The following is a 15,431-nucleotide window of genomic DNA, read 5'->3' as shown; positions in this document are numbered from 1 at the left end:
TTCAGTCCTGCCTTAGATCACTTTCGCTTCGTTTTTAAGTTTTTCAACAAGCTCATCAACTGATTTCACTTGTACGCCCGCTTTACGCTCTGCTGGTGCTTCAACTTTTACAGTTTTAAGCTTAGATGCAGTCGTCACGCCAAAATCAGCAGGAGACTTAGTATCCAACGGCTTTTTACGCGCTTTCATGATGTTTGGAAGGGCTGCATAACGCGGCTCATTCAAACGTAAATCTGTAGTGATAATGGCAGGCAGTGCTAATTCAACAGTTTGTAAACCACCGTCGATTTCACGTGTCACTTGCACTTTAGCGCCATCTACTTTGACTTCTGATGCGAATGTACCTTGACCTGCGCCAAGTAACGCACCAAGCATCTGACCAACTTGGTTTGAGTCATCATCAATTGCTTGTTTACCTAAAAGGATCAATTCTGGTTGTTCAGCAGCAACCACACCTTTTAAGATTTTTGCAACTTCTAACGCGCCAAGCTGGCTGTCATCTGCTTCAACTAAAATCGCACGATCAGCACCGAGTGCCATCGCTGAACGTAATTGTTCTTGCGCTTCTTTAGGACCGATTGAAACCACCACGATTTCAGAGACTGTTCCCTTTTCTTTTAGACGAACCGCTTCTTCCACTGCGATTTCACAGAACGGGTTAATGGACATTTTAACGTTAGTAAGGTCAACCCCACTGTTGTCCGGTTTAACACGAACTTTAACGTTGGCATCAACCACACGTTTTACTGCAACAAGAGCCTTCATGTAATCCTCGGCTGTTTTAGCAAATTAGATATTGAAAAAAGTTAAAAAACTTTTCACTTAAAATTTTTTAGGTGCCCTATCTTGCAATGCTGATGGCATTTCGGTCAAGCACCATTTCAGCAAAGGTTGGCAAAAAAGTCATATTTTTACTGAACGATGCGTTCATATTTTTTTCACTTGGATAAATTGACAACAGGTTGTTTAATTTTTGTTATTTTTTAATATTTGATTTATATTATATTTTTCTCTGATTTTAAACATCAATATATCTTATGTAAGCCAACTTCACCCTCAAAAACTGCGATTTAAGTATATAAAAGTGTAAGCGAGCCGTGCTTATTTTTGCACAAATCTTAGGCAAAAATAATGCAATTTTAAGGCAACTTATCCCATATCATAGAGTATGAATAAGGAGTTTAAAAAAACACATCGCGCTTAGGTTGACCTAAATAATACTTCGTAGTCAGCAGCATCAATATCAATCTATTCTTCATCAAGATTTATGTCTTTAACATCTAGATTTCTTCACCTACATTACAATCGAGTTACAATACTACAAGCCATTCATATTTCTTATCTTGTGTATTTTTTACATCAAAACCAGTCAAATCTACGCCTCATTTGGCAACTGATCTTGTGTTAATCAAGATATATTGCTTCATTTCACTGCGCTTTGCTGGAATATTCGTGTGATTCAAGCAAATAAAAAACCAAAAGCAGTTTAGGTTTTTCAAAAATACTGTTCACAAGCCTCTACAAAATATCTTTAAAATTATTCTATAATGGTGCTTATTTTTCGAATTTAATTCTAATTCATGAAGCTTTCTTCCAAACATATTGCAGTGAAATTAGATCGTATCGATAAAACGATCATTCAAGCCTTACAACATAATGGTCGTATTCAAAACAATGATTTAGCACGTCAAATAGGGCTATCGCCTTCTTCATGCTTACGTCGCGTCAAGTTACTTGAAGAAGCAGGCGTGATTCAAAGCTATACCACAGTGATTGATCCGCAAAAAGTGGGACTACAACTGATTTTGTTTTCACGCATTTGGTTAGTCGGACAAGATGCCGAAACCATTGATACCTTTATTGAAGCCATGCGTGGGCTGCCACAAGTCATGGAGTGTTATATTATTTTGGGTGAATGCGATGCCATGCTTAAAGTGGTGGTGCCAGATTTAGAAAGTTACCGTCAGTTTCAGTCCACGCATTTGACCAAAAAAAATGGCATTACCAGTGTTAAAACAGATTTGCCGAGTCAAATTATTAAACAAAGTTTCCAATTGCCCTTGGATTAAAACATGCCCTGTTGCGGGCATATTTTTTTAAAACTGTTATTGCGATAAAAAATCACGATGCACATGACTTAAATCAATTAAATCATACTGACTTAACTCAAAGACTTGCCATACCACCACAAAATCTTCGGCCAAATCAATCTCGCCTTGTTTGACTGGGCGTGCTTGCCATTGTTGATCAGAAATCCAAAGAAAGGTTTGACCACCTTCAGGCTGTATGGCTTGCGCCTTACCGTCAATATTAATGCCTTGAATGTGAGCACCTTGAGGCAGCGCTGCTTGGAGTTTAGGTAAACTAATCTCAACAAAGTGTTTAATTTGACGTAAACCATAACCGGCAAAAATGTCTTGTTGTCTGGCGGTGAGTTGTTGATATTTTTCTTCAATATTTGCAATCATACGACTTGCCCACTTAAAAACTCTATTGTTGTCTTGCGCTCTTTATAGCCTAAATGGTGACATTTTATTATTGGACAATAGTTTAAAAACTCGCCTTATTTGTGTTGTTGCGCACGTGGATGTGCTTGATCGTACACTTGCGCCAAACGATCAAAATCAAGATGGGTATAAATTTGCGTGGTGGTTAAATTGGTATGGCCCAACATTTCTTGCACGGCGCGTAAATCACCACTATTAGACAACAAATGACTGGCAAAGCAATGGCGTAATAAATGTGGGTGTAAATCTACATTGACCCCGGCACGTTGTGCTTGATATTTCACCCGATTTTCAATTTGCCGCGCACTTAACGCCCCACCACGTTGGCTAATAAATACTGCGCTGTCAGGTTGTAGGTTACGATTAAACATAGTATAAATTTTAAGCCATTGTTGTAAGCTGTCTTTGGCTTTACTGCCAAACGGCACAATACGGGTTTTATTGCCTTTACCGGTAATGCGCAATAACTGCCGATTAAAGTCGATGTCTTTAATTTTTAAATTTTGCAACTCTGCTAAACGTAAGCCACTAGAATACAGCACCTCCAACATGGCTTTATCACGTTGCCAAAGCATGTGTTCTTTTGGCTCACTCGGTGCAGCTTGATCTAAAATTTGATTAACGGTTTCAATGTCCATCATACCGGGCAATGCACGCGGTTGTCTTTTAAGCTGAAAATCGGCAGCTGGATTGTTCTGTAGATACTGACCTTCTACGGCCCATTTCATAAACTGACGAATCGCGGACAACAAACGTTGTACGCTGTTGCTGCTTAAACTTTGCTGTGCCACCTTATGGGCAACATACTCACGTAAGTCACTGCTTTCTAGATTAATCAGGGCAAGTTGTTTTTGCTCACAAAAACCTAAAAAATCACTGACATCACGTTGGTAAGCCAACAAGGTATGTGGCGACTGCTGTTGAATTTCACGTGTGGTCAGCCAAAGTTCAAGTAATTGCGGTGCAGTGTGCATTGAGTGCCTCAAAAAATTAAGCCGGTACATGTACCGGCTTAACAGCTTAACCTTGGAAGTAATTTAAGTCGAGCCGACCTTCATAGACATTTGCAGTTGGACCGGTCATCCATACTACATCGCCCTCTTGCCACTCAATTAACAGCTTACCTCCTGCCAGTTCAATCTCTACTGCATTGCCCAACAAACCCTGACGGATGCCAGAAACAGCCGCAGCGCAAGCACCTGTACCACATGCCAGTGTTTCACCTACACCACGTTCAAAGACACGTAAACGTGCATGTTGCGGGTCAACAATTTGCATAAAACCGGCATTCACACGCTGTGGAAAACGCGTGTGCGATTCCACTTGTGGCCCTAAACGCAGTACATCGGTTTGCAATACATCTGCAACCACAGTCACAGCATGTGGATTGCCCATATTAACCACATCAATCATAAGATGTTCATTGTGAGCTAAATCCAAGCGATACAATGCTTGTGCTTGATCGGCAAGAAACGGGATGTCTTGCGGCAAAAACTTAGGATAGCCCATATTGACCCGTACCCAACCATTGGCACCCAGCTCAGGTTCAACAATCCCTGCTTTAGTTTGCACTTTAATCTTGGTTTTATTGGTCAATTGACGCTCATGCACAAAGCGGGCAAAACAACGTACGCCATTGCCGCATTGTTCCACCTCTGAGCCATCTGCATTAAAAATGCGATATTTAAAATCAACATTGGGTAAATCAGGTGGCTCAACCACAAGCAATTGATCAAAACCAATACCAAAGTGACGATCTGCGAGGCGCTGAATGGTGAGTGTATCCAAATAGGCACGTTGGCTAATTAAATCCACCACCATAAAGTCATTGCCTAAGCCATGCATTTTGGTAAATTCGAGTAACATGTTTGGCAGTTCCTTAAGGCAGTAAGCGCTCACGCTCCCACAAAGATTCAATGCTTTCGCGCTCACGAATTACATAAGCTTGATCGGCATCCACCATCACTTCTGCTGCACGACCACGACTGTTGTAGTTTGAGCTCATTACAAAACCATAAGCACCAGCGCCCATCACCGCAAGCACATCATTTTCTTGAATGGCAAGCTCACGCTCTTTACCTAAAAAGTCGCCAGTTTCACAAATTGCACCCACCACATCCCACTCTTTGACTTCGGTGTCAGTGCGTGGCGTCACTGCTTGAATATCCATCCATGCTTCATACAATGCCGGACGAATCAAATCGTTCATCGCAGCATCAATAATGGCAAAATTACGATGAGCAGTTGGTTTTAATAAATCAACTTTAGTCAGTAACACGCCTGCGTTGGCAGAAATACTACGCCCCGGCTCCATATACACTTTTAAACCGAGCTTTTCTAAAGCAGGACGTAAAGCATTGGCATATTCAGTGACCGTAGGTGGTAGTTCATCTTTATAAGTCACCCCTAAACCACCACCAATGTCGATGTGTTTTAAGTGAATACCCATGTCTTTGAGTTTGTTGATCATGACAATTACACGATCAAGCGCATCAACAAAGGGTTGAGTTTCAGTCAACTGTGAACCAATATGACAATCGATACCCACAATATCTAAATGTGGCAAAGTGGCTGCATAGGCATAGGTGTCGAACACGCTGTCTGATGGAATACCAAATTTATTTTCTTTTAAGCCCGTTGAAATATAAGGATGGGTTTTGGCATCTACATCTGGATTGACACGCAGTGAAATTGGGGCTTTTTTACCCACACGCGCGGCAACTTTTTCAAGACGATCTAATTCAGCATAAGATTCCACGTTAAAGCAAGCAATGCCCACTTCTAGTGCTTTTTCGATATCGGCTTCTGATTTACCTAAACCTGAAAATACGATTTTGCTTGGTTCGCCACCTGCTTTTAACACACGTGCCAGTTCGCCACCAGTCACAATATCAAAACCGGCACCTTGCTTGGCCAATACATTCAATACAGCAAGATTTGAGTTTGATTTCACCGCAAAGCAAATCTGATGATCAATAAACTCAAAGGCACGATCCATATCTGCATAATGCTTTTCAAAGGTGGCCTTTGAATACACATATAACGGTGTACCATGTTGCTCAGCTAAGGTTTGTAATGAACATTGCTCGGCGTGCAACACCCCATTAATACGGGTAAAACTCATGAATGTATCCTTTTTTCAAATAAGCAATTTAAGGCATAGCTTCAGCACTAGGCTGAACTACAGCTGGCTTGGGATTGACCGCTTGCGCTGAAGGCAGCATATATTTAGCACGATGATCGTAATTTGGATCACTTGGCAATTGCAATGCACCCGTTTGACCACATGCAGATAAAGCAACAGTTAAGCAACACAGACTTAAGCCATAAAAGACATTTTGCATGGTGATGATCTCTAAATCCTGTGGACGCAGTATAACGCGATCATTTCGCTGACCCAAGAGATTAACCACAGATAAAAAAAAACGCCAGCAGTAGCTGACGTTTTTTGGGATTCAAATTAATTATTTGTTTTTAGGTTTATAAAAACCAAAATAGCCAATAATTAAAATCACAAACCAAATTGGGCTGACCATTAAAGCTTGACGGGTGTCACTTTCTAAAGCCAAGACCACAATCATGCTTAAGAAAAATAAAATCACCACGGCGCAGGTGAATAAACCACCGGGTAATTTAAACGTCGATTTTGCATGTAAAGCCGGACGTGTTTTGTAATACACGATATAGCTCCACATGATAATGAGCCACACACAAATAAATAAAATTGTCGACAGTGTGGTTGCCAAGGTAAAGGCACGTACTGTATCTGGTACAAAATACTGTAATGCCGCACCAAGCAATAAACACACTGATGAGAAATACAAGGCATTGGCAGGTACAGCACGTTTATTTAAACGCGCAAAATTTTGCGGTGCTTGTTGCTCACGCGACAAACCAAACAGCATACGTGAAGTTGAAAACACACCACTGTTCATAGATGACATTACCGATGACAACACCACCAAATTCATAATAATCGCCGCAGCTGCAATCCCGGCTTGGCTAAATAAATTCACAAAAGGTGAGATATTCGGGTTAATCTGATTCCAAGGCGTCACCGACATCACAATCAATAAAGCCAAGACATAGAAAATAATAATACGAATTGGAATTGAGTTGATGGCTTTGGGTAAGTTCTTTTCAGGATCCTTGGTTTCAGCTGCGGTCGTCCCCACCAATTCCACGCCCACAAAAGCAAAAATAGCAATTTGAAAGCCGGCTAAAAAGCCCATAGCACCGGTTGGGAAGATACCGCCGTGTGACCAAATATGGGTAAAAGATGCCACATGACCGGTGTCTGAGGTAAAGCCGGTAAAGATCATCCATAAGCCCACCCCAATCAGCACCACAATGGCAATAATCTTAATTAAGGCAAACCAAAACTCAAGCTCACCAAAGAGTTTTACCGTGACTAAGTTTAAGCCCATAATAAAGATAATTGCGGCAACACTAATCATCACGCCTTCAAGTGGGGTAAAGGGCAAACCATGATTAAAAAATTGTAAGTAATAAATAATCGCAGATAAATCGGCAATACCAATGGTGATCCAGCACAGCCAATAGGTCCAACCGACAAAGTAACCCGCCCATGGGCCAATTAAATCGGTGGAAAAATCAATAAATGATTTATAGTTCAGGTTAGACAGTAATAGCTCGCCTAAAGCGCGCATTACTAAAAACACCATAAAGCCAATAATCATATAAATGACAAGAATAGACGGTCCGGCCAAACTAATGGTTTTGCCCGAGCCCATAAATAAACCTGTACCAATGGCGCCACCAATTGCGATTAATTGCAAATGACGATTGGACAAGCTTCGTTGTAATTCACCACTGTTGGGTGAATTGTGTTGTTGATTTGACATTTTTTTCATTTCATCTTCGATGTCCATCGCGACAAAGTAGCCTAAAAACACCAAATCACAAAAAAAAATTGCCCCCAATCTATATTTTTTGAGAATACTTTAGTCTTAATTGTTTTTTCTGATGCTCAAAATCAACCACTTAAATATAGGCTAAGTTGAATGATTCAACCCTATTCACTGCTTGAAAAATACGCAACTTTATGGGAAAAATAGCCAAAGCTTTGCAAAAATCATAAAAAATACTGTGTGGCATAGCCCTTGCATACAGTGATCACAATACACAACAAGAAGAGAATTTATGCAGCTACAAAGTTTAATGGAAACCTTAAGTGGTTGGGTTTGGGGGCCTTATATGTTGGTGCTGATTGTCGGCACTGGGGTATTTCTGACCTTTCGTTTGTTGTTTTGGCAATTTCGCATGCTGCCCTTGGCTTTTAAACAGGTCTTTGGCAAACATCCCCAGCATAAAGAAGGCGATATCTCTCAATTTGCCTCGCTCATGACTGCCCTGTCTGCCACCATTGGTACAGGTAATATTGCAGGGGTCGCTACAGCTTGCGTACTCGGTGGACCCGGTGCGGTGTTTTGGATGTGGATGACCGCGCTATTTGGCATGGCCACCAAATATGGTGAAGGGGTCTTGGCGGTTAAATACCGTGTTAAAAATGAAAAAGGCGAAATGTCGGGTGGTCCGATGTATTACATCGAACGCGGCTTAAAGTGGAAATGGCTGGCGTTAATTTTTGCCCTGTTTGGCACCTTAGCGTCATTTGGTATTGGTAGTTCGGTGCAATCAAATACCGTGGCCTTAGCGGTTGAAAATAGCTTAGGCATTGAAACATGGATGACCGGCGTCATCATTACCGCTTTTTCTGCTTTGGTGATTTTAGGCGGTATTCAATCTATTTCTAAAGCATCTTCAGTGATTGTACCTGTGATGGCAATTGGCTACGTCACAGGTGGCTTGATTATTATTTTAAATAATCTTGAACTGGTTATGCCGGCTTTAAAGATGATTTTTACCTATGCTTTTACTGGTGAAGCGGCAGTGGGTGGTGCAATTGGTGCTGCTATTCGCTACGGTGTGGCGCGTGGGGTGTTTTCCAACGAAGCCGGTATGGGCTCTGCCCCTATTGCGGCGGCAGCAGCAAAAACTGACCATCCGGCGCGTCAAGGTTTAGTGTCTATGACAGGCACCTTTATTGACACCATTATTGTGTGCTCCATTACCGGTGTTGTCTTAGTGATGGGCTTTATTATTGCAGGCAACAGCTTTGGCGAGCAAACAGGGGCGGTATTAACCATTCATGTATTTGATCAACTCTTACCCGGCATAGGGGGATGGGTGGTGACCTTTGGTATTATTTTCTTTGCCTATTCAACCATTTTGGGTTGGAGTTATTATGGTGAAAAATGTGCCACCTATTTGCTTGGTGAAAAGTTCGTGTTGCCCTATCGCATCATCTATATTGCATCGGTGTTTATTGGCTGTATCGCCACACTTGATTTAGTGTGGTTATTTGCCGATACCTTTAATGGCTTGATGGCAGTACCCAACCTTATTGCTTTATTGCTGTTATCCGGTGTGATTGCCAAAGAATCTAAGGACTTTATCGCGCGGCGTAAGTCCGGTGAATTGTACTAATATTAAAAAAGCCACTTAAAAAGTGGCTTTTTTTTACTGTAAGCGTGTGGTCATGGCCACGGCGCGATCTGCTGCAAGTTCTAATGCCGTTTCTAAAGACAATACAAAGAACAATACGCCATCGAGCTTCATATTGCCGTCGTCATCTTCTAAATATTCACATAACTCGCGATAGGTTGGATCTTCTTCATCGACGGCTAAGTCAATATAGGTATGCTCAAGTTCATGGTTGTGTAGGCTTTCTTCTTCTAAACCCAAACACGCAGCATAGCCAATTTCATGATCTTCTAACCAAGCCAAAACAATTTCACAAATCGGGCTGTTGGGATCTTCAAAATGTACAAATAAGACATCACGATTTTTTTCGCGAGCAATGGCATCAATATAAGGCAGTGACTGTGACATGCTTACCTTTTAATTCTTTCAATATAATGCTGCATTATACGGAGCAAAGCAGGCGCTTTGCATGTTTTTTCATAAATAAAGCGACAAAGCATGGCGTCAGCATTTGGGATTTTATGGCTTTATGGCTATGCTTAAACAGTCTTTTCATCCTGTGCGTAAAATTATGGCTAAAGCAAAAAGTGTCTATCGCTGTGAACAATGTGCGGCTGACCATCCTAAATGGTCAGGTCAATGCAGTGAATGTGGTGAATGGAATTGTTTGGTTGAAGTTAGTATTGCGCCTATGGTGACCCATCGTGCCAGTCCAAAACAAAGTGTGGGTTATGCCGGACAAGCCGCCAACATTACCACTTTAAATCAAGTTTCGGTGTCGCGAGAATCGAGGCTACATACTGGCATTGGTGAGTTTGACCGTGTTTTAGGTGGTGGTTTAGTCACCGGCTCTGTAGTGCTGATTGGCGGTGACCCCGGAATTGGTAAATCTACCATTTTGCTGCAAACTGCAACGCATATGGCAGCGCAAAATAGTCCGGCTTTATATGTCACAGGTGAAGAATCTTTATCACAAGTGGCATTACGTGCCCAACGTTTAGAGTTACCCACCGAACACCTTAAAGTTATGGCGGAAACTTGCGTTGAGCGAATTTGCGAAGTCTTAGCACATGAACGCCCTGCGGTGGCGATTTTAGACTCGATTCAAACTCTGTATACCGAAAGCTTGCAATCTGCGCCCGGTGGCGTTTCACAAATCCGTGAATCGGCAGCAATCTTAACCCGCTATGCCAAAAATAGTGGCACTGCCCTATTTTTGGTGGGTCATGTCACCAAAGAAGGCGCTTTGGCAGGTCCACGTGTGTTAGAACATATGGTCGATTGCGTGCTGTATTTTGAAGGTCAATCTGATTCACGCTACCGTATGATTCGTGCAGTTAAAAACCGTTTTGGTGCAGTCAATGAATTGGGCGTGTTTGGTATGACCGATAAAGGCTTACGTGAAGTGGCCAATCCATCCGCCATTTTCTTAAGTCGTTATGATGAAGCCATTCCCGGTTCCATTGTCATGATTAGCCGTGAAGGGACACGCCCTTTATTGGTTGAAGTACAAGCCTTAGTCGATGATGCACATGGTCAACCGCGCCGTGTAGCTTTAGGTTTAGATCAAAACCGTTTAAATATGCTCTTGGCAGTGATGCATCGACATGGCGGGGTGCAAACCTCAGGGCAAGATGTTTACGTCAACGTAGTGGGTGGTTTAAAAATTACCGAAACCGGCTCCGATTTAGCCGTGCTACTAGCTTGTGCCTCAAGCTTACGCGGTAAAGCACTACCCCAACAAATGGCCGTGTTTGGTGAAGTCGGGCTATCTGGTGAAATTCGCCCAGTTCCCAATGGTCAAGAACGCTTAAAAGAAGCAATTAAACATGGCTTTAAATATATTATTTTACCGCGCGGCAATGCCCCACAAAAAGAGATTGATGGCGTGACCTTAATTAGTGTAGCGCGTTTACATGAAGCTTTATCTGAGGCAATGCGTTTAAGTGAAGAGTTAAGTTAAACTTAAACTCATCTGGATGCAAAAATATATATTTTTAGTGTTGAAATTCACGCTAAATCACGGCATAAATACACAGTAAATTCGATTTTTAAATACAGGATACTTTAATGGAAGTTCGACAGCGTAGTTTGATGACGGGTATTTTAGCTGCTGCTCTTTTAGTTGCACCTATGGCAGAAGCAAAACGTGCGGGTAGTGGTAAGAACCAAGGGATGAGCCGTCAAGCTGCCCCTGCGCAATCTTATCAACAGCCGCGTCAAGCCGCACCTGCTCAACAACCTGTCGCACCTGCTACAGCACCAGTTCAACAAAAATCTGGTCCAGGTGTGGGTGGTATGGTTGCCGCGGGTGTTGCCGGTGCTGCAATTGGTGCTGTTGCGGCCAATGCACTAGCAGATGATACGCCTGCTTCTCAAGCAGCTTCGCAAGCCGTACCTGCTGAAGAAGAAGGTGGTATTCCAGGTTGGATTTGGATTTTACTGGCCGCTGCTGCTGCTTTCTTTATCTTCCGTAAATTCGGCGCAAAAAAAAAAGTAGCTCCTAATCCCTATGCACCAAATCATGGCGCAAACAATGCGCCATTTGGTCAAGTACCACCACCAGCATCAGGCGACAATGCCAATATCTTTGGGCAAAATGTAGGTGGTTCAACGCCACAAAACAATGCGCCATTTGGTCAAGCGCCTCAGCAAGCACCGGTGTTTGGTTCGGCATATACCAATAGCGGTAGCCAATTACCTGACGGTACAGAACCTGCTGCGTTTTTACGTATTGCGCGTCAACGTTTTAACCATATTCAATCTATGAATAATGCAAGTAACGTGAATGAAATTCAGCGCTACTTAACACCTGATCTTTACCAGTCGATGTATAACGACATCATGGCCAATCAAGATCACGATGTTGCTGAATTTTCAAACTTAAATGCAATGGTCACTGACTCAACCACTGAAAATGGTCAATACATTGTCAGCGTACGTTTTACGGGTACAGTCAGCGAAGATTTAAACAGCTTACCGCAACCGTTTACCGAAATTTGGCATTTTGTAAAACCTGCTGGCTCTGACCAAGATTGGTTAGTGGCAGGTATTCAACAAGAAAGTTAAGTCTTAAACACAAAAAAGCCAGTGCATGTCACTGGCTTTTTTTATGCCTTAACGCGGCAATGGAATATATTGCTGATTTGGATCAAGCTGTGGCTTGTCCATACGCTCAGCGACAATCACTTCAGTTTCAAGCGCTTGACCTGCTCGCTGTAGATCGATTTTCACTTTACTGTTGGGTGCTTGAAAACCCACATAATTGACCAAATAAGCAGATGAATCAATCTCTTGACCATTCACTTTTAACAACACATCATCTTTTTGAATACCCGCTTGAGCTGCAGGTCCACTTGGATCAACAGCAGCCACCACCACACCTGAAGGTTTAGTGGCAAGCACATCTTGTTGTTCTACAGGCAACAATTGTAAGCCCACATAACCACGAATGACCCGACCATGTTCTAAAATTGAGTTTAAAACATGCTGACATACTGGTGCTGAAATGGCAAAACCAATACCCAGTGAGCCACCAGATTGCGAGAAAATAGCTGTATTAACACCAATCAAATTGCCCGCCACATCAATTAAAGCACCACCTGAGTTGCCCGGATTAATCGCAGCATCGGTTTGGACAAAATCTTCATAACGGTTAATGCCTAAACCACTACGCCCTGTGGCTGAAATAATGCCTTGGGTCACTGTTTGTCCCACACCAAATGGGTTACCAATGGCAAGCACCACATCACCAATTTCATTGCCACTTAATTTAAAAGGTAACACTGGCAATTGATTCAGCTCAATTTTAATCACGGCTAAATCTGTTTCAGGGTCAGAACCAATGACTTTTGCCAATGCACGACGCCCATCATGCAATGCCACCACAATTTGCTCAGCTTGTTCAATCACATGATTATTGGTTAAAATATAGCCATCTTCACGCACAATCACGCCTGAACCCAAGCTATTTTCATTATGATCTTGGCTAAATTGGTCAGGCAATTGGTTGCCAAAAAACTCTCTAAACATCGGATCATTGAGTAAAGGATGCGAAGCTTGTTTCACTTTTTGGGTGGTAAAAATATTGACCACCGCAGGCGCAGCCACTTTAACGGCAGCACTATACGAGGTCACGCCGCCTGCTCGTGAAGTGTCAATTAAAGGCTCGACTTTTTCAGCTGGCATTTTTACCCCATCAACCGCAATCGGTGCTTGAGGTTGTTGGCGTTGTTGCCATATAAAAAATCCGGCAATCACCAACACAAGTAATAGCCAAGGTAACCAAGTTAAGGTCCGGCGCACAGTGTTTTCCTCTAGTTAATATTGTCATCATGTAAAGGGGTTATTCTAAGTCCAACACACAGATTCTTTTGTTGGCTTTAGTTACAATTTATCATAGCCTGATGCATAAGCTAAGATCGAGAATTATTTATGGCAAAGTTAACAGATATTATTGCGTGGTGTGATCAAACCTTAAAAGCCGCTGAGTTTAAGGATTACGCACCCAATGGTTTACAAATTGAAGGACGTGGTGAAGTCAATAAAATTGTCTGCGCGGTGAGTGCTTCACAAACTGCAATTGAGACTGCCATTGCCCAAGGTGCTGACCTTTTATTGGTGCATCATGGTTACTTTTGGAAAGGCGAAGCCTACCCCATTACCGGCATGCGTGGTCAGCGTATTAAACGCCTAATTCAGCACGATATTTCCTTGGTTGCTTATCATTTACCGCTCGATAGTCACCCAACATTAGGTAATAATGCGGCGATTGCTGATTTATTAGAACTTAAATCAATTGAAGCACTTAATCCCAATGAGCGTCATCCTATTGGCAATATTGGCTATTTAGATGCACCCATGACTCCTGAGGAGTTTCAAACTTATGTATCAAAGCGTCTAGGTTTTAATGCAATACATTTGCCTGCGCAAAAAACACATATTCAAAAAATTGGTTTTTGTACCGGTGGTGCCCAAGACTTCATTCATCAAGCCGCAGCACAAGGCTGTGATGCCTATATTTCAGGTGAGGTGTCGGAGCGCACCTTTTATGAAGCCAAAGAGCTTGACGTACACTACTACGCTTGTGGTCACCATGCCACCGAACGCTATGGTGTACAGCGCTTAGCACAAGCGTTGAGTGATGAGTTTGGCATCCAAACCAGCTATTTTGAATTGAATAATCCAATCTAATCTTTTATTTTTAATGAACTGTATAAATTCAGGTTTTATTATGTATTGTTATTCAAGATCAATACACTATTTGATCAAGAATGGATTACAATAATCACACTTTTTAATCTCAAAACCCAGCACATGCAAGGAATTGGACACATGACAACGATTACTTTACCGGCTCTTCCGTACGGTTATGAAGATCTTGCTCCACACATCAGCAAAGAAACTTTAGAATTTCACCACGACAAGCACCACAACACTTATGTTGTTAACTTAAACAACCTAATCAAAGGCACTGAACTTGAAGGTAAAACTTTAGACGAAATTATCCTTGCTTCTGCAAATGATGCGTCTAAAGCAGGTATCTTCAACAATGCAGCACAAGTTTGGAACCACACGTTCTACTGGAACTGTATGGCTAAAAACGGTGGCGGCGCGGCAACTGGCGCGTTAGCAGCTAAAATTGACGAAGCGTTTGGTTCTTACGAAAAATTTGCTGAAGAATTTGCTGCTGCTGCAACCACTCAATTTGGTTCAGGTTGGGCATGGTTAGTGGCTGATGAAGTAAACGGTAACTTATCAATCCTTAAAACTTCAAATGCTGATACGCCAATGGCGCATGGCAAAGTAGCTGTATTAACAATTGACGTTTGGGAACATGCTTACTACATCGATTTCCGTAACGCACGTCCTGTTTACATCAAAACTTTCCTAGAAAGCCTTGTAAACTGGGATTACGCTAACGCGAAATATGCAGGCCTTGAAGCTGGCGTTGAAAAATAATTTTTATTTTTTAGCTCTAAAAAATCACCCTGTTTTGGGTGATTTTTTTTCACAACTGAAAAATTTGCTCACAAAACATGCAAGTGATTCATTTTTATTAAAAAATAATTGACGCATTTAAATCTTCATTTATAATCGCATTCAGATTCTCCAATAGCTCAGTCGGTAGAGCGACGGACTGTTAATCCGCAGGTCCCTGGTTCGAGCCCAGGTTGGAGAGCCAAGATTCTTAAAAAAACCCACTTCAAATAAGTGGGTTTTTTATTGCCTAAAATTTTGTACTTTTAAGCTAATTGCTTAATTTTAAAACATTTAAACTTTTTTTTTGATTTTTTTTCAATTGGCGCTTGACCCTTTAAAAAAACGCTCTATAATCGCATTCAGATTCTCCAATAGCTCAGTCGGTAGAGCGACGGACTGTTAATCCGCAGGTCCCTGGTTCGAGCCCAGGTTGGA

At 42.0% G+C, this 15,431-nt stretch carries 14 protein-coding genes, 1 tRNA gene and 1 pseudogene; 7 read left to right on the top strand and 9 right to left on the bottom strand.

The annotated features are described in order from the left end of the window. Window positions 1-12 precede the first annotated feature (12 nt). A complete protein-coding gene (locus tag Q0017_RS05345) occupies window positions 13-765 on the bottom strand; it encodes an electron transfer flavoprotein subunit beta/FixA family protein (protein ID WP_298143769.1) in 753 nt (250 codons plus the stop codon). Window positions 766-1,580: 815 nt separating this feature from the next. On the opposite strand from Q0017_RS05345, the gene Q0017_RS05340 reads away from it, so the two are divergent. Then, window positions 1,581-2,069 carry an Lrp/AsnC family transcriptional regulator gene (locus Q0017_RS05340; RefSeq protein WP_298143766.1) on the top strand — a complete coding sequence of 163 codons (489 nt, stop codon included), beginning with the start codon at window positions 1,581-1,583 and terminating at the stop codon, window positions 2,067-2,069. A 36-nt stretch (window positions 2,070-2,105) separates the two neighbouring features. On the opposite strand, the gene Q0017_RS05335 is transcribed toward Q0017_RS05340, so the two are convergent. The 6 genes and pseudogenes from Q0017_RS05335 to Q0017_RS05310 all read right to left on the bottom strand — a co-directional run bounded on the left by Q0017_RS05335 (window position 2,106) and on the right by Q0017_RS05310 (window position 7,372). Continuing rightward, the gene (locus tag Q0017_RS05335) at window positions 2,106-2,468 is read right to left on the bottom strand and encodes a hypothetical protein (protein WP_298143763.1); all 363 of its coding nucleotides are present in this window, start codon (window positions 2,466-2,468) and stop codon (window positions 2,106-2,108) included. A gap of 95 nt (window positions 2,469-2,563) precedes the next feature. Beyond that, window positions 2,564-3,481 (bottom strand): site-specific tyrosine recombinase/integron integrase, encoded by a 918-nt coding sequence (gene xerA / locus Q0017_RS05330; protein ID WP_298143761.1) that lies wholly within the window; start codon window positions 3,479-3,481, stop codon window positions 2,564-2,566. Between the two features lie 46 nt (window positions 3,482-3,527). Continuing rightward, entirely contained in the window at window positions 3,528-4,373 is an 846-nt protein-coding gene (dapF, locus tag Q0017_RS05325; RefSeq protein ID WP_298143758.1) for a diaminopimelate epimerase, read from the bottom strand. A gap of 13 nt (window positions 4,374-4,386) precedes the next feature. After that, a complete protein-coding gene (gene lysA, locus Q0017_RS05320; protein WP_298143755.1) occupies window positions 4,387-5,631 on the bottom strand; it encodes a diaminopimelate decarboxylase in 1,245 nt (414 codons plus the stop codon). A 94-nt stretch (window positions 5,632-5,725) separates the two neighbouring features. Next, a pseudogene (locus Q0017_RS05315) lies at window positions 5,726-5,851 on the bottom strand (lipoprotein); the annotation flags it as partial. A 120-nt stretch (window positions 5,852-5,971) separates the two neighbouring features. Next, window positions 5,972-7,372, bottom strand: coding sequence for an amino acid permease (locus Q0017_RS05310; RefSeq protein ID WP_298143872.1), 1,401 nt, complete (start codon window positions 7,370-7,372; stop codon window positions 5,972-5,974). Between the two features lie 298 nt (window positions 7,373-7,670). On the opposite strand from Q0017_RS05310, the gene Q0017_RS05305 reads away from it, so the two are divergent. Beyond that, complete coding sequence (locus Q0017_RS05305) at window positions 7,671-9,017, top strand: sodium:alanine symporter family protein (RefSeq protein WP_298143752.1); 1,347 nt, start codon at window positions 7,671-7,673, stop codon at window positions 9,015-9,017. Between the two features lie 33 nt (window positions 9,018-9,050). Here the strand turns inward: Q0017_RS05305 and Q0017_RS05300 are convergent, their stop codons facing one another. Next, the gene (locus tag Q0017_RS05300; RefSeq protein WP_298143749.1) at window positions 9,051-9,422 is read right to left on the bottom strand and encodes a hypothetical protein; all 372 of its coding nucleotides are present in this window, start codon (window positions 9,420-9,422) and stop codon (window positions 9,051-9,053) included. A gap of 163 nt (window positions 9,423-9,585) precedes the next feature. Here Q0017_RS05300 and radA point away from each other — a divergent pair, with 163 nt between their 5' ends. After that, on the top strand, window positions 9,586-10,977 hold the full coding sequence (radA, locus tag Q0017_RS05295; protein ID WP_298143869.1) for a DNA repair protein RadA: 1,392 nt from the start codon (window positions 9,586-9,588) through the stop codon (window positions 10,975-10,977). Window positions 10,978-11,084: 107 nt separating this feature from the next. Further along, window positions 11,085-12,083, top strand: a complete 999-nt coding sequence (locus Q0017_RS05290; protein WP_298143746.1) for a TIM44-like domain-containing protein — start codon at window positions 11,085-11,087, stop codon at window positions 12,081-12,083. Window positions 12,084-12,131: 48 nt separating this feature from the next. Here the strand turns inward: Q0017_RS05290 and Q0017_RS05285 are convergent, their stop codons facing one another. Further along, window positions 12,132-13,319, bottom strand: a complete 1,188-nt coding sequence (locus Q0017_RS05285) for a trypsin-like peptidase domain-containing protein (protein WP_298143743.1) — start codon at window positions 13,317-13,319, stop codon at window positions 12,132-12,134. 129 nt (window positions 13,320-13,448) lie between these two features. Between Q0017_RS05285 and Q0017_RS05280 the strand changes: the two genes are divergently transcribed. The 3 genes from Q0017_RS05280 (at window position 13,449) to Q0017_RS05270 (ending at window position 15,198) form a co-directional block, all read left to right on the top strand. Next, on the top strand, window positions 13,449-14,207 hold the full coding sequence (locus tag Q0017_RS05280; protein WP_298143741.1) for a Nif3-like dinuclear metal center hexameric protein: 759 nt from the start codon (window positions 13,449-13,451) through the stop codon (window positions 14,205-14,207). Between the two features lie 141 nt (window positions 14,208-14,348). Further along, window positions 14,349-14,975 carry a superoxide dismutase gene (locus tag Q0017_RS05275; protein ID WP_298143739.1) on the top strand — a complete coding sequence of 209 codons (627 nt, stop codon included), beginning with the start codon at window positions 14,349-14,351 and terminating at the stop codon, window positions 14,973-14,975. Window positions 14,976-15,122: 147 nt separating this feature from the next. Next, window positions 15,123-15,198: transfer RNA gene (locus Q0017_RS05270), tRNA-Asn, on the top strand. Window positions 15,199-15,431: the final 233 nt, after the last annotated feature.

It is taken from the genome of uncultured Acinetobacter sp. (assembly GCF_947624825.1).
Taxonomy (GTDB): domain Bacteria; phylum Pseudomonadota; class Gammaproteobacteria; order Pseudomonadales; family Moraxellaceae; genus Acinetobacter.
Note: the sequence above shows the minus strand (reverse complement) of the source record. Positions and strands in the feature narration are given on the sequence as shown.

Coding starts and splice junctions, on each gene's coding strand:
- Q0017_RS05345 (WP_298143769.1), bottom strand. CDS start 765: ATGAAGGCTCTTGTTGCAGTAAAACGTGTGGTTGATGCCAACGTTAAA.
- Q0017_RS05280 (WP_298143741.1), top strand. CDS start 13,449: ATGGCAAAGTTAACAGATATTATTGCGTGGTGTGATCAAACCTTAAAA.
- Q0017_RS05335 (WP_298143763.1), bottom strand. CDS start 2,468: ATGATTGCAAATATTGAAGAAAAATATCAACAACTCACCGCCAGACAA.
- Q0017_RS05275 (WP_298143739.1), top strand. CDS start 14,349: ATGACAACGATTACTTTACCGGCTCTTCCGTACGGTTATGAAGATCTT.
- Q0017_RS05340 (WP_298143766.1), top strand. CDS start 1,581: ATGAAGCTTTCTTCCAAACATATTGCAGTGAAATTAGATCGTATCGAT.
- radA (WP_298143869.1), top strand. CDS start 9,586: ATGGCTAAAGCAAAAAGTGTCTATCGCTGTGAACAATGTGCGGCTGAC.
- lysA (WP_298143755.1), bottom strand. CDS start 5,631: ATGAGTTTTACCCGTATTAATGGGGTGTTGCACGCCGAGCAATGTTCA.
- xerA (WP_298143761.1), bottom strand. CDS start 3,481: ATGCACACTGCACCGCAATTACTTGAACTTTGGCTGACCACACGTGAA.
- Q0017_RS05300 (WP_298143749.1), bottom strand. CDS start 9,422: ATGTCACAGTCACTGCCTTATATTGATGCCATTGCTCGCGAAAAAAAT.
- dapF (WP_298143758.1), bottom strand. CDS start 4,373: ATGTTACTCGAATTTACCAAAATGCATGGCTTAGGCAATGACTTTATG.
- Q0017_RS05290 (WP_298143746.1), top strand. CDS start 11,085: ATGGAAGTTCGACAGCGTAGTTTGATGACGGGTATTTTAGCTGCTGCT.
- Q0017_RS05310 (WP_298143872.1), bottom strand. CDS start 7,372: ATGTCAAATCAACAACACAATTCACCCAACAGTGGTGAATTACAACGA.
- Q0017_RS05305 (WP_298143752.1), top strand. CDS start 7,671: ATGCAGCTACAAAGTTTAATGGAAACCTTAAGTGGTTGGGTTTGGGGG.